The sequence below is a fragment of the Pectobacterium atrosepticum genome (assembly GCA_019056595.1).
Lineage (GTDB): Bacteria > Pseudomonadota > Gammaproteobacteria > Enterobacterales > Enterobacteriaceae > Pectobacterium > Pectobacterium atrosepticum.
The window spans coordinates 4,569,440-4,583,697 of the sequence record CP036163.1 but is presented as its reverse complement, the minus strand read 5'-3'; the positions used below and the strand labels follow the sequence as shown (position 1 = coordinate 4,583,697).

Below are 14,258 nucleotides of genomic sequence, written 5' to 3'. Positions count from 1 at the left end.
ATTATTCCTCCTCCACCGGTTCGCCAACCGCCGCTTTGGCCGTGGCAAATTTAGCGGGACTTTCGCGGAAGCGGTTATAGTTCGCTTCTGACGAGAAGAAGTAGGTTTTACCGCCGTAGCGATATTTATGCTCTGCATTCACGTTGGTCAGCTTGGAACCATCAACCGGATCGATCACTTCCATCGATACCACCGTCGAGAAGTAGTTAGTGCCAGCCGCCAGCGAAGCACGTCCAATCACCAGTTCATTATCGTCGTTACTCCACCCTTCAATCGGCACCGGATTACAGCCACCCGCTTTCCCGATAGAAGGAATGAAAATATGCACACCGCAGGCAACACAAATCACCTGATTGCCTTCCATCACGTAGCCCTGATCGCCACACAGCAGACAGGCATCAAACACCACCCCCAGACGCAGGCGATCGGGATAGCGGTTAATGATGAAAAAGCGCACCGCCTTGCCATCATCGGCAATCCAAACGAAGCGATGCAACTTGCCATCGCGCACCTGATCAATCGGAATATGCACTTTGCCATCGGCCGCCAGCGTCACTGGCTGGGCTTCCGACAGGCGAGGCGGTTGTGACGCCACCTTGTCCCAATAGAGCTGAGCGAAGACGACAACCAGCAGCCCCGCTACCGTCGCCAGCAGCGTGCGGCGCACATTACGATAGCCTGCCGTCGCTTTGCGTTTTTCAATCGCCTCATACGCGGCCTGCATCTCACGGCGCGCATGCAACAGCGGCCAGGCAAGACTGGCGGCTAAAATCGCCATAACTAACGCACTGAGATAATTCAATAAATAGGCGCTATTGGTGACATGCGCCACATAGCTCAGGCGCGGTTTGGTTAACCCTAGCGCCTGTAATTTCATCAGTAACAGCAGTAGATTACCGCTTATCGGCAACAGCAAGAGTGCGACTAGCAAGGCCAAAAGTGGCCAGCGCAGTAAACGAATGCGGCGCACAATCATGCCGCACAGCGCGGCGCAAAACACCAGCCAGCCAAACGCCACTATCACGGCGCTGAAATTCAGCAGCAGATCGGTATTCACCACATGCGTGGTCGTCAACGCGGTCAGATTAGGATCGCCGCCCCACTGCACCGCCGCGCCTGCCACTAACAGCGCCTGCCACAGATAGCCGAGACGCGGATGTGAAAAACACTGACAGGCAAGAAACAGGATCAAAGCAAGCGCTTGAAGTGCCGTAAACCCAAGCAGAAACGCTTGCCCGTTAGGAAAGTGAACGCCAATAAATGTACCGGCACACAGCGCCAGTAGCGTGACCCAGCCCAGCGGCCCGATCGTCGGCGTAGAACGATGGCTCCAGTTCAACCCGAGCAATAGTGCAATCGGCAGGAAAGATTGGAGTGTCGCGATAAAGAAATAACTCATATATACCCGTCACCTTTCAAGTTGCAGGTGTGTTGGCTTTGTTACTCGGCCCACACATGGGCCTCGCCGCTGCAAACCGCGTTCAAGTTGCAGGTGCGTTGGTTAAGCATGCTGTCTGGCGGCATCAGTACACTAACCAGAAAATCACCGCCTCTGCGGGCAGCAATAATGTATCCGCAGAGGCGTGAACATGGCCGCGACAGTGCATCGCGGACAGAAGACCTTATTCTATGCCGACGTATTTGAAGTCAAAGCTGACATCAAACGGTTTCCACCAGCGGCCTACGCCCGTTTCACCATCGGTGTGACGGTGCATACCGGCTTTTGATGGCGGATCGATGTGGTAAGTCACTTTATAGTTACCCACCCCCATCATTTTGATGTTCGCACCGTAGTGTGGACCATCGCTAGCAACCATTGGCATGAAGGTGCCTTCTTGCTTCGCGCCGGTATCGGTGTTGGTCAGGGTGTAAGCAATCGTCAGGAACGGCATCCACTCACCGGCACCAAAACCGTTCTTGTTGCCTTCAGCAGCGTGAATATCAGCTTCCAGATGGATGTCTGCTTTAGCGGCAGGCAGCCCCATCCCACGTGGCTCCATGTCGATAGGTTGCAGATAAACAGCAGCAATTTCCATTTCGTTCAGGGAAACAGGCTCACCCGCTGGATATTCTTTAAACGCCAGCGCAGCAGGCGCTGTAAAAATACCGGCAATAATGGCACCCGCAATCAGACTTTTTTGCATATTCATCAAACCTATCCTCATCTCAGTCGTCCCTACTCACTTAATTCGCTAAGCGATTGGGGTTGTTATGGTTATTTTCTGCTCTTATTGCTTTCAGTATTTAATATTGGATTCATGCTTTATTAGATGGCTGACGCTCTGCGTCGCATCACCCACAGGGCAAGTAACGCCGCGACAACCAACACAACTTGTGGAATCAGCGTTTCCACATAAGGATAAATGCCCAGCCAGCTGATTTCCGGCACGCTAGTCAGCAACGTCGGCTCAAACAGCTTGCCTTCGATCAGTTCCAGCACGCCTTTTCCTGCGAACACAAACGCCATCAGGTACATAAAGCAGCCGGTAAACATGAAGAACGGCTTCAGCGGTAATTTGACGATGGTGTAGCGCATCACGAAGTAAGCGATAAGTAGGATCACACAGCCGATGGCAAACCCAGCCAGAATGGAGAGGTGCCCTGCCATATTGTTGGCATCACCGACCAGCGCGTAGTAGAACAACACGGTCTCCGCACCTTCGCGGTACACAGCCAGAAAGCTGGTTAACCATAGCCCGATCATGGAACCGCTGCTCAGCGAATGGGACAGCTTACCTTCCAGATAAGCCTTCCAGTGCCGCGCTTCCACTTTGGACAATAGCCAGTAGCTCATGAAGAACAGCATCACTACGGCGATCAGCATCGTAATGCCTTCCAGCAGCTCACGACTGGCTCCGGAATTGGTGAACACGAGTTGGAAAATAAAAGCGGTAATCACGCTACACAGCAGCGCGACGTAAACTGACTGGCGAATCAGCGGCAGTTTGTCCTGCTGATTGTTTTTCACCAGATAGGCCACGATCGCCGCCACAATCAGCAAGGCTTCCAGCCCTTCACGCACAATAATCATCAGGCTGTATATCAACAGGCTCCAATGCGTTTCGCCGCCGTCGCCCAACATGGTGACCGCTTTCGCCAGTTCCTGCTGCAACGCGTCAGCCTGCCCTTGCAGTTGATCCACCGGCTGTTTGGCATTCATCATGCTCACCAGACGGGTGAAATACCCTTCCAGCGTCGATTTGAACGCCGCATCACGAGAACCGACTTTGTTCTCCATGCCTGTCGCTTCAAACAGATCGAAGTAGGTGTCCTGCACCGCCATGATGGCGGGTTTAATCTGACCCGCACGGTATTGTGCGATAGCGGCGGCAATGGCCTGATTAATATCGTCGGAGACTTTCGCCCAGTTTGCATCCGGCACAGCGCCGGTATCGGCATTCGCGGCAGGTGCCGCCGTTGCCTGCTGGCTATCGCGCGTTGTCGGCAACCCCGGTAAGACATCCTCGATATCTTGCAACAGCGTGGTGACCCGATAGGCAACGTCTGTCAGTTGCTCGGGTTGGCTGGCTAACGTAATCAATGCAGAGAATTGTTGATTAATGGAAGCGGCCTGCTGCGCCGAGCGATTCTGCCGGACAGACATTTCCATTTCAGAGTTTTTAAATCCCTGATAGTGCGCCTGCTGCACGCTCTGGCTGGCTTTTTTGTAATCGCCAGCCTGATATTCCGTCACGGCCAGCGCGAGCTGGTCATCAATGATTTTAAAACTCTGTTGCCAGTACGGCGCGATATCAGCATTGTCGTAGGCACCGTGCTGCTCCTGCGCAACCAGCTTGTGCCCTTCCGACAGCACGGGCAAAACAGCATCCAGTTCACCCTTCAGCCATGAGATTTTTGCCTGCACGTCAGCCTGCGGTTTTCCTTCGCCAATCATGCGGCGAATTTCACCAAAGGTCGCTTCTAGCTGATAGCTTTTTTGCGCGGAGATATTGATGCGGATAGGGCCTTCGAGGTTTTCAAATACCTCAAAATAGGCCATCTGAACTTCAGTGCGGGCGTCATCCGGCTTTTGCTGCTCATAGAGCTGAGCCGTTTTATCCAGCCTGGTTTCGATATCTTGAATGAATGTGGCGTAATCGGTCGCGGCAACTGCCACTGAACAGCTCAACAACCAACACAACAACAGAAGCGTTTTTTGCCAGATAGACATAAGCGTGTGGTGAAGCACAAATGATATTTATTCTTATTATCACTTTGAAGTCGTCATCTGTCTTGATTTACGTCACGAAAAGATAAGCAAGAATGACTTTAGTATGTAACAAATAGTTTCAATCATTTATTTAACGTCAAAAACCCCATTCTCTTTCAATATCCTTGGGGAAGTGCGGTTTTTTGATCGCAAAATCGGCAAAATACACCCAGCAAAAACAAAGCAATAATCATACCATCATTTAATTAAAATCACTTTCTCGCTAGAGATCCTCGTCTTAAAATGGCATTTCTTTACACTACCGCAGTCATTTTTACAGAAAAAAATGCCATTTTTTCTCAGTAATCCAAGGTATTACGCACATCGACATAACGTTTTTCACCACCATTTTTTGAGCAGTGGTCCACAAGAAGTCAGACGAAAACCGGAAGGCAAGGGAACCTGGCAGACTCCTTTCTGCCCTGTTCGTCATCAAACTTATTGGCTATGTCGTACTCAACCTCTACATGCGTTCAACGTCTCTCGCGCATTCAACCCACTGCGGATCAGAACTTTTCCCATCCCTCACCGTGACGGCCATGCACCGACAACAACGGCGTAGTGCTCTGCGCGACCGCGCGGTGAACAGGAGCGGCAATGGCCGGACGGGAGAAAGCGGTTTGCTGATCGCTATCCGAATCCAGATTAAACACGTCCACTACGGCAGACAATTCACTGGTTTGTTCATCCAGACGCGCGGCGGCTTCAGCCGATTGCATCACCAACGACGCGTTCTGCTGTGTGACGCTATCCATTTCGTGCACCGCTTGGCTAATTTGCGTAATACCGCGCGTTTGCTCATCCGTAGCCGCCGCGATTTCACCAATCAGATCGTTCACATGAGCGATGGAAGCGATAATTGCCGTCATCGCCTCGCCGGATTGCCTTACCTGCCCTGCACCGGTTTCAACCCGTGAAACGGATTCCGCAATCAGCGCCTCGATCTCTTTCGCCGCCTGCGCACTTCGCTGCGCCAACGTTCGAACTTCCCCAGCCACCACGGCAAACCCTCGCCCTTGCTCCCCCGCACGCGCCGCCTCAACAGCCGCATTCAGTGCCAGAATATTGGTCTGGAACGCAATGCTGTTAATAACCGAGGTGATATCGGAGATTTGTCGCGAACTGGCACTGATACCATCCATTGTTGCCATCACGTTGGTGCTGATATTTCCGCCTTTTTGCGCCATGTCAGCCGCATCCTTCGCCAGTTGGCGTACCTGATGCACGTGATCGGTAGTCTGTCGTACCGTGGAGCTAATCTCTTCCATACTGGCGGCGGTTTCTTGCAATGCCGCCGCCTGCTGCTCTGTGCGGCTAGAGAGATTATCGTTGCCATCCTTAATGCTGGACGTCCCATTGTTGATTTCCGTCGTGCTTTGCCGGATGACGGTCACCGTATCCCGCAAACTTTTCTGCAACCGCTTGATATCGGGAATCAGTCGCCCTGCACAGTTCTTGCCGAACTCCGCCAGTTCACAGCCTAAACGACCCGCTGTCAGCTGCGACAGGTGCGATTTAAGTACGGCAATCGGTATCACCAGATAATTTCTCAGATAATACTCGGTGAAAATCAGCACGATAACCCCAATCAACATAACCACAATAAGCACATTGCGGTTTTTATCATTGTGTTCATTCACACTTGGAATCAACGATGAGGCGGTAATGCCGTCCGAATAACGTTTGATATCGTCCCCGAATGTCAGACTGACGGGAGGGTAAACGGATCGGAAAATTTGCCGGAATGCTTCAGGATCGTTGCGTTGCAATGCTGAATTCATCGGCTCGATAGAAGAGGAGATCAGGGTGTTCCACGTGTTTTTAACTGCATCAACCGTTGCCTGATTGACACCAACGTGCTCCGCTGCCTGGAATTTCTCCAGCGAATCCTTGGTATTTTTGATTGCACGCTGTGCCATTTCCAACGTCTGTTTGGCGTTTTCTGGCTCGTTACGCTGCAAATAGTCCATGGTTCTTTCCATCCGCGTTACGGCCCGAAAATATTGATCGGCGCCATAAACCAGATGGGAATACGTTTTGCGCTGAGTCTCGCTTTTATCAAGCAAATTGGTGACCTGATAAAGCGAGTAAAGACTTAACCCAGATGCCACTCCCCACGCCACTAGCAGGGAAGCCACTATGACCAGCACCATCATTTTTATGCTGACGTTTCTTAGAAATTCCATAATGCACTCCGCGACGTTAAAAAATATTTCCCGCCCGCACGCGCTGTCGGGAAAGTATTTACTTTTTTGCTCATGACGGTGCCGTCAGTCTTATCACGCCCTTTATCCCGCGCGATCTGACAGACGTTCTGGAATTCCCTGATTCAGTACCCATTACATGGGAAGTTATGCTCAAAAAATTAACGAACAGCATGCGTTATCTTCCTTGAGAGGCCAGTTTCCGTTGTTTTAAACAGCCGATGGGCATGAATGCATCAGCCTAGTCGGTGGCACATAGAGTTAGTATCGTCAAAAACAGTATAGGCATTAACAGATAAAGAGGAGGAGTACACCAGCACGTTATTTTCCAGACAAATGTCCTATGGAAAAAGGTCGTGATGCTCAAGGCGTTAGGACAATTTGTCACGCGCTGAGCATGACCACGATCAGTAAATTAATTTTCTTTATCGGCGATTATCGAGGATTAAATAACTGCATCAACAGCCTGCCGCAAGAATGCAGTTCTTACGATCCAAGACTCGGCTTTGGAGAACAATCATGCAGAAAGTGCTTACCGTCTGCCCGTATTGCGGGTCAGGCTGCAAAATAAACCTGCTGGTAGAGAACGGCAAAGTGGTTGGTGCGGAAGGGGCAAACGGCGTCACCAACGAAGGTGAACTGTGCCTGAAAGGCTATTACGGTTGGGATTTTCTCAACGACACCAAGCTTCTCACGCCTCGGTTGAAACAACCGTTGATTCGCCGTCAAAAAGGCGCCCCCTTTGAAGCGGTCTCCTGGGATGAAGCCATCGACTTCGCCAGCTCTCGACTAAAAGGCATCAAAGAGAAGTACGGCGCCGAGTCGATCATGCATACGGGATCATCCCGCGGCCCCGGTAATGAAACCAACTACGTGATGCAGAAATTTGCCCGAGCGGTAACCGGCAATAACAACGTCGACTGTTGCGCCCGACTCTGCCACGGCCCTTCGGTTGCCGGGCTACAGGTCACGCTGGGCAACGGCGCGATGAGTAACTCCATCTGTGAAATCGAAAAGACCGACTGCATCCTGATTTTTGGCTACAACGCCGCAGACTCGCACCCTATCGTGGCGCGCCGGATCCTGAAAGCAAAAGCACGCGGGGCAAAAATCATCGTGTGCGATCCACGCCGTATCGAAACCGCGCGTATCGCCGATCTGTGGCTACCGTTGAAAAATGGCTCCAACATGGCGCTGGTTAACGCGTTTGCTAACGTGCTGATTAACGAAGGTCGCTACGATAAGGCTTACGTCGCCCGCCATACCGAAGGCTTCGAGGAATTCAGCCAGACCGTCGCAAAATACACGCCGGAGTACGTCGCCAACATTACCGGTTTATCACCGAAATTGATTCGAGACGCAATGCGGATGTATGCCGCGGCGCCGTCAGCCACTATTCTATGGGGAATGGGCGTGACACAGTGGGGCCAAGGCGTTGATGTGGTCAAAGGGCTATCCGGTCTGGCACTGCTGACCGGTAATCTGGGACGTCCGAACGTTGGCGTCGGGCCGGTGCGTGGACAAAATAATGTACAGGGTGCCTGCGATATGGGTGCGCTGCCTAATATGTTCCCCGGTTATCAAAACGTCACAGATAAGGCGGTACTGGCGAAATTTGCCGATGCCTGGGGCGTGCCTGAGCTCTCTGACAAAATTGGCTACTCGCTGACCGACCTCCCGCACAAAATAAAAGAAGGGAAAATCAGAGCCAATTACGTGATGGGTGAAGATCCACTGCAAACCGAGCCGGACCTGTCGATGCTGCGTGATGCGTTCAACGAGCTGGACTTGTTGATCGTACAAGACATCTTCATGACCAAAACCGCCGCGATTGCCGATGTCATTTTACCAGCAACATCCTGGGGCGAACACGAAGGGGTCTATACCGCCGCTGACCGAGGATTCCAGCGTTTTTATAAAGCCGTGGAACCGCAGGGCGATGTCAAACCTGACTGGGAAATCATCAGCCTGATGGCGACGGCTCTCGGTTATCCGATGCACTACAACAATACGCAGGAAATCTGGGACGAACTGCGGCAGCTCTGCCCGCTGTATTACGGCGCAACCTACGAGAAAATGGCGGGGCTGGGTTATGTGCCGTGGCCGTGTCCGACGGAAGACAGCCCCGGCACCCCGTGGTTGTATGCAAACAATCACTTCGATCGCCCCGGCGGGAAAGGCCTGCTGCTAACCGCAGAATGGCGGCCGCCGATGGAACGGGTCGATGAAGACTACCCGCTGGTATTGTGTACCGTGCGCGAAGTCGGCCATTACTCCTGCCGTTCCATGACAGGCAACTGCACCGCCCTGCAAACGCTGGCAGATGAGCCAGGTTACGTGCAGGTTAACCCACATGACGCTGAACGTTTAGGAATATGCGATCAACAACTGGTCTGGATCTCATCGCGACGCGGCAAGGTTATTTCTCGCGTTGCCGTCAGCGAGCGCATCAATAAAGGTGCCGTCTACATGACTTACCAGTGGTGGATCGGTGCCTGCAATGAGCTGACGCTGGATCATCTCGATCCGGTATCCAAAACGCCAGAATACAAACACTGTGCCGTTAAGCTGGAAGCCATTGACGATCAGCAGGCAGCGGAGAATTACGTTCAGCAGGAATACAGCCAGTTGAAAGAACGCCTGCGTACCACCGCAGAAAACGTCAGCTAATCTCCCTTACCTAAGCCGTCACCCATTTTTACGTGGCGGCTTAGGTAATTATTGGGTTTAGAACGTTCGAGTGATTCAGAAAATACGTGCCGGTTTAGACAACGTTTAACTCTCCTCACCGATAATATATTTATTCCCCGTCCCATCTTGTAAGTATTTATTAATGAAAACGGATGAATTCCCGTTAACCGCTAATAAATTTCTACGCAGACATTAAATCCCCACATCTCTGTTTATCTTTTAAAATTATGTTGGTTATCGCTGACCTTCCCATCGTTCAATTGTTTTTTATTCCAATTTAGCGCAATTTGCGTTTTATTTTACAATGCTTTAATTTGTTTTTAACAAAAAGAGCCCCTGTTAGCCGTGATTATCAAATCATCTGCATTACACGTAAAGTCATGACCAAACAATCGGTTACATGGCCGCTAACGGGGATAAAAGGAATATTATTATTGCTCGCATAGAGGTCATTTATGTTACCGATTACCGTTACCTTATCGCGCTCTCATTATCTGTTATTTATTATTCGTATCGACCCCGGAAGTTAACCCTCTCCTTTTATTCGTATTCTCCTGAACGTCTCTGACGTTGGGAAATAGCTAGACCCTATACCTTTCGATATGCGGTTATACCCGTAATACTTCAAGCTACATGTGCGTTGGCCGCGTTCCTGCGACTCGAATTATTTGGGGTATATAAAAAATCGCATGGCTTTTTGCACCTTCAATTTGCCATAGAGAAAGGCAGTAAATTATTTGGGAAATAATAAAAAACAGGAGACGTATTGTGCTCACTATTCTCGGTTTCTCTATGGTCATCTGCTTTATGTACCTGATCATGACCAAACGAATGTCTGCGCTTATCGCGCTAATTCTCGTCCCTACGCTGTTTGCGCTAGCGGCTGGTTTCTATCAGGGGCTGGGCGCGATGATGCTAGACGGCATCAAAACGCTGGCACCAACCGGCGTTATGCTGACGTTTTCTATTCTCTACTTCGGCATTATGATCGATGCAGGGTTGTTCGATCCGCTAGTGCGCTTCATTCTCCGTTTGGTTAAAGGCGATCCGCTAAAAGTCTTGGTCGGCACCGCCGTATTAACGCTGATGGTCGCGCTAGACGGTGACAGTACTACCACCTACATGATAGCAATTGCTGCCTTTCTGCCGCTTTATCAACGGCTGGGTATGAGCGTGCTGGGATTGACCTGTCTGGTTAACATTGCCAGCGGGGTAATGAACCTCTCGCCTTGGGGCGGACCGACGGCGCGTGCCGCCGCCGCATTGCGCGTTGATGCGCTGGACGTATTCCTTCCCATGCTGCCCGCGATTATTTTAGCCAGCCTGACGCTGGTCGGCGTAGCCGTTTTTCTGGGTCTACAAGAGCGTAAACGCTTGGGGATCATTGATATCAGCAGCTTCCAGAATGTCTCGATCAATCTGGGCAACGGCAGTGACGAAGAAAGCGACGCTAATCGCCGCCCTAAAATGTTCTGGCCCAACTTTATTCTCACCACCCTGCTTCTGTTGTTTCTGGTGATCGGCCTTCTGCCCATTCAGGTGCTGTTTATGACCGGCTTCGCCATCGCCGTTATGCTCAACTATCCCAAGCTGGAAGAACAAAAAGCGCGAATCGGTTCACACGCGGCTAACGTGTTAGCGGTGACATCGCTTATTTTCGCCGCTGGGATTTTCACCGGGATTTTATCTGGGACGGGAATGGTCGATGCGATGGCGAAGAGCCTGTTGCAGGTGATACCCGAGAGTTTCGGCCCTTATCTTGCAGTATTCACAGCGCTGATTAGCCTGCCGTTTACTTTTTTGATGTCCAACGACGCGTTCTATTTCGGAATCTTACCGGTTATCGCCCAGACGGCAGCCAACTACGGTATTACCCCAGAGGAGATCGCCCGTGCCTCGATTGTCGGCCAACCGTTCCACTTACTCAGCCCGCTGGTGCCATCGCTCTACCTATTGGTCAGTCTGGCAAAAGTGGACATCGGCGATCACCAACGCTTTGCGATCAAATGGGCGATTTTTGTCAGCCTGTCGCTGCTGGTCGGTGGTATTGTCTTCGGCGCATTTCCGTTCTATCACCAGTAAGTCAGGAGTGCTCCGGTTTGGCCGGAGCACATTCTTTTGGTAAGTGCTCCTTGCTGGCAAGAGCAAAACGATATCTCCGTAACACCCTAAACGACATGGCAGGATAGCGATGGCTTTAACTCCCCTACAGACAAGGATTGTCAGGCAGATTGTCGCCTATATTCGCCGTGAGCAACTCCCACTCGGCGCTCACCTGATCGAATCATCGCTGGCGCAAGTGCTGAACGCCTCCCGCACACCGGTCAAGGCTGCCCTGCTGTACCTGACAGAAAGAGGTATGCTGCATTACCACCGCAACCGAGGGTTTTATCTCGACCGCCATGCCCATGAACTAGGTCGACTGGTCTCAGAATTAGCCGCCAGCAGTGAAGATCCGCTCTACCAGAAGATTGTCGATATGCGTCTCGCTCGGCGGTTGCCCGAGCAGTTTTCAGAAGTGGATCTCATGCGAGAATGTCAGGTGTCCCGCGCCGTACTACGTAACGTTCTGACTCGAATTCAACAGGAAGGCTGGCTAGAATTTCGTACCGGTCAAGGCTGGCGAACCACGCCGATTATCGATTCCGTGGCCGCTTATGAGGAGAGTTTCACCTTCCGCCTACTGGTTGAGCCGGTCAGCCTGCTGTCGCCGCAGTTTCATATCGATCCGCACACGCTCAACGCCTGCCGTAAACAGCAGGAAGACATCCTTAATGGTGGGTATCTGACGCTCACGGCCCATGAAATGTTCGATGCTAATACGCACTTTCATGAAACGCTGCTCGCTTGTAGCGGCAATCGTTTCGCCCACCATAGTCTACAGCGAATCAATCAATTACGGCGTCTGGTGGAATATCGGCAAGGCAGTCCCGCCTTCAACCCCAAGAGGTTGGAACAGATAGCTGAACATCTGGTCATTCTTGATTGCCTGCAACGGGGAGAGGCCGAAACGGCGGCAGATAGGATGAAAAAACATCTGGAAAAAGCGTGTCACGATAAAGTGAGCATCGCCCTTTTTCGGTGAAATAACCAACAACAGTATTTTAAATAAAAAAAACAACATTTTAAATAACCAATAACGCCAATTTAAACAACAAAAAACACCGTTCTGAATAACCAAACACGGTAAACATTACAAAACAGAAACACTTTGATTAATAATTACACTTTATTTCATGCGATTTTATTGGCTATCATAATTAATAAATCAAACCACTAGTTAAAATAATTAAAAAACTAATGTAACCAATAAATGCGACATATATCATTCTTTCGTTGATTGTTTCCTTATTACTACCCAGTTTTTAACCAATTGACCATGTATTTTATTGATGTAACTCACCGCATCATTAGCAACACTAATTCAACACCTTACCCCACCTTTTCTTACCCGGAGAAAATCAACCCAACATATTGTTTAATAAAAAGTTAATTGATTTTATAGCTTTCTCTCGAACTGCTCACTACATCCCTATTTATCATTACAAGCGGTGCGGATATGCATTTTTCGCATGACAACGATCACAATTGCATAACAATCCGCAGAAAAAAAATGTAAAAAACAAGAATCGTTGTAATATCGGCGGGCAGACACAACACCCCAATAACAGGTTCGGGTGAGGGCTTGGTGTATTCAGGGAAAGCACCAACCATCACGCGGCAATAATATTGTGTTGTCTGAATCAATTCATCAACATGAGGTTTATATGCAAAGGCAGAAGTTACTTGTACAGATAGTCTTGGCTATCGTCCTGGGGATATTAATCGGATGGGCCTGCCATCAGTATCTTGATGGCAGTCGAGCAAAAGAAATTGCATCTTATTTCAACATGGTTACCGATATTTTCCTGCGCCTGATTAAAATGATCATCGCACCATTGGTCTTCGCTACGCTGGTTTCTGGCCTGGCAAGCATGGGAGGAAACTCTTCTGCCGTTGGCCGTATCGGTATGAAAGCAATGATCTGGTTTGTCAGCGCATCATTCATTTCTCTGCTTATCGGTATGCTCTTCGCGAACCTGTTCCAACCCGGTGCAGGCATGAATCTCGAAATCCCTGTACAGCAGGTTGCAACTGGCCTGAATACGGACGGATTCACGCTTAAGATCTTCATCAGCCATATCTTCCCGAAAAGCATCGTAGAAGCGATGGCGAACAATGAGATCCTGCAAATTCTGGTGTTCTCTCTGTTCTTCGGCTCCGCACTTGCCTATGTGAAAGGCAAAAACAAACACGCGACCACGATCATTTCCATGATCGAAGAACTGACCAAAGTGATGTTCCGCGTGACCGACTACGTAATGGCGCTGGCCCCTATTGCTGTGTTTGCCGCAATCGCTTCCGCGATTACCACACAAGGCCTGGGACTGCTTTACGACTTCGGTAAACTGATCGGTGAGTTCTATCTCGGCCTGGCCGTGTTGTGGAGCGTTCTGTTCCTGGTTGGCTACCTGTTCCTGGGCAAAGCCATCGTGACTCTGGCGAAGCTGATTCGTGAACCGACCATGCTGGCTTTTGCTACCGCAAGTAGTGAGTCCGCTTACCCGAAAACCATGGAAGCACTGACCAAATTCGGCGTACCGAAAAAAGTCACCAGCTTTGTGCTGCCACTGGGTTATTCGTTCAACCTTGATGGTTCCATGATGTACCAGTCCTTTGCGATTCTGTTTATCGCACAGGCTTACAACATCGACCTAAGCATCACCCAGCAAATCCTGATCCTGCTGACGCTGATGATCACCAGTAAAGGAATGGCGGGCGTAGCGCGTGCCTCTATCGTAGTCGTCGCCGCAACGCTGCCAATGTTCAGCCTGCCAGAAGCCGGTATTCTGCTGATTATCGGTATCGACCAGTTCCTGGATATGGGCCGTACTGCAACTAACGTCATCGGTAACAGTATCTCTACCGCCGTTGTGGCCAGTCTGGAAAAAGACATCCACGACGATGATGAGGAAGAGGCTACCGATGAGGTCGTCGCTTATAAAGAACCTCAGCAGGCAACACAAAATAGCTAATGCTGTATGAGTGAATGCTTCATCTATAGCGGCCTTCGGGCCGCTATTTTTTTAGCTCTCGTCGTACAATCATATTAT

At 50.4% G+C, this 14,258-nt stretch carries 8 protein-coding genes; 4 read left to right on the top strand and 4 right to left on the bottom strand.

The features are described 5' to 3' along the window. Position 1: 1 nt before the first annotated feature. The 4 genes from DCX48_21250 to DCX48_21235 all read right to left on the bottom strand — a co-directional run bounded on the left by DCX48_21250 (position 2) and on the right by DCX48_21235 (position 6,396). Entirely contained in the window at positions 2-1,399 is a 1,398-nt protein-coding gene (locus DCX48_21250; protein ID QXE16814.1) for a DUF2318 domain-containing protein, read from the bottom strand. Positions 1,400-1,622: 223 nt separating this feature from the next. Next, positions 1,623-2,150: an iron transporter gene (locus tag DCX48_21245; GenBank protein QXE16813.1), complete on the bottom strand. Its 528-nt coding sequence runs from the start codon at positions 2,148-2,150 to the stop codon at positions 1,623-1,625. Positions 2,151-2,266: 116 nt separating this feature from the next. Then, complete coding sequence (locus DCX48_21240) at positions 2,267-4,171, bottom strand: FTR1 family iron permease (GenBank protein QXE16812.1); 1,905 nt, start codon at positions 4,169-4,171, stop codon at positions 2,267-2,269. Positions 4,172-4,716: 545 nt separating this feature from the next. Beyond that, positions 4,717-6,396, bottom strand: coding sequence for a methyl-accepting chemotaxis protein (locus DCX48_21235; protein QXE16811.1), 1,680 nt, complete (start codon positions 6,394-6,396; stop codon positions 4,717-4,719). Positions 6,397-6,933: 537 nt separating this feature from the next. Between DCX48_21235 and DCX48_21230 the strand changes: the two genes are divergently transcribed. The 4 genes from DCX48_21230 (at position 6,934) to DCX48_21215 (ending at position 14,180) form a co-directional block, all read left to right on the top strand. Then, the gene (locus DCX48_21230; GenBank protein QXE16810.1) at positions 6,934-9,084 is read left to right on the top strand and encodes a formate dehydrogenase subunit alpha; all 2,151 of its coding nucleotides are present in this window, start codon (positions 6,934-6,936) and stop codon (positions 9,082-9,084) included. Positions 9,085-9,873: 789 nt separating this feature from the next. Then, positions 9,874-11,187: a citrate transporter gene (locus DCX48_21225; GenBank protein QXE16809.1), complete on the top strand. Its 1,314-nt coding sequence runs from the start codon at positions 9,874-9,876 to the stop codon at positions 11,185-11,187. Between the two features lie 109 nt (positions 11,188-11,296). Further along, the gene (locus DCX48_21220; GenBank protein ID QXE16808.1) at positions 11,297-12,190 is read left to right on the top strand and encodes a GntR family transcriptional regulator; all 894 of its coding nucleotides are present in this window, start codon (positions 11,297-11,299) and stop codon (positions 12,188-12,190) included. Between the two features lie 682 nt (positions 12,191-12,872). Continuing rightward, positions 12,873-14,180, top strand: coding sequence for a dicarboxylate/amino acid:cation symporter (locus tag DCX48_21215; GenBank protein ID QXE16807.1), 1,308 nt, complete (start codon positions 12,873-12,875; stop codon positions 14,178-14,180). The last annotated feature ends 78 nt before the right edge of the window (positions 14,181-14,258 follow it).

Excerpts from the sequence above, each read along its gene's own strand:
- DCX48_21250 (QXE16814.1), bottom strand. The coding sequence starts at position 1,399 with ATGAGTTATTTCTTTATCGCGACACTCCAATCTTTCCTGCCGATTGCA.
- DCX48_21245 (QXE16813.1), bottom strand. The coding sequence starts at position 2,150 with ATGAATATGCAAAAAAGTCTGATTGCGGGTGCCATTATTGCCGGTATT.
- DCX48_21240 (QXE16812.1), bottom strand. The coding sequence starts at position 4,171 with ATGTCTATCTGGCAAAAAACGCTTCTGTTGTTGTGTTGGTTGTTGAGC.
- DCX48_21235 (QXE16811.1), bottom strand. The coding sequence starts at position 6,396 with ATGGAATTTCTAAGAAACGTCAGCATAAAAATGATGGTGCTGGTCATA.
- DCX48_21230 (QXE16810.1), top strand. The coding sequence starts at position 6,934 with ATGCAGAAAGTGCTTACCGTCTGCCCGTATTGCGGGTCAGGCTGCAAA.
- DCX48_21220 (QXE16808.1), top strand. The coding sequence starts at position 11,297 with ATGGCTTTAACTCCCCTACAGACAAGGATTGTCAGGCAGATTGTCGCC.
- DCX48_21215 (QXE16807.1), top strand. The coding sequence starts at position 12,873 with ATGCAAAGGCAGAAGTTACTTGTACAGATAGTCTTGGCTATCGTCCTG.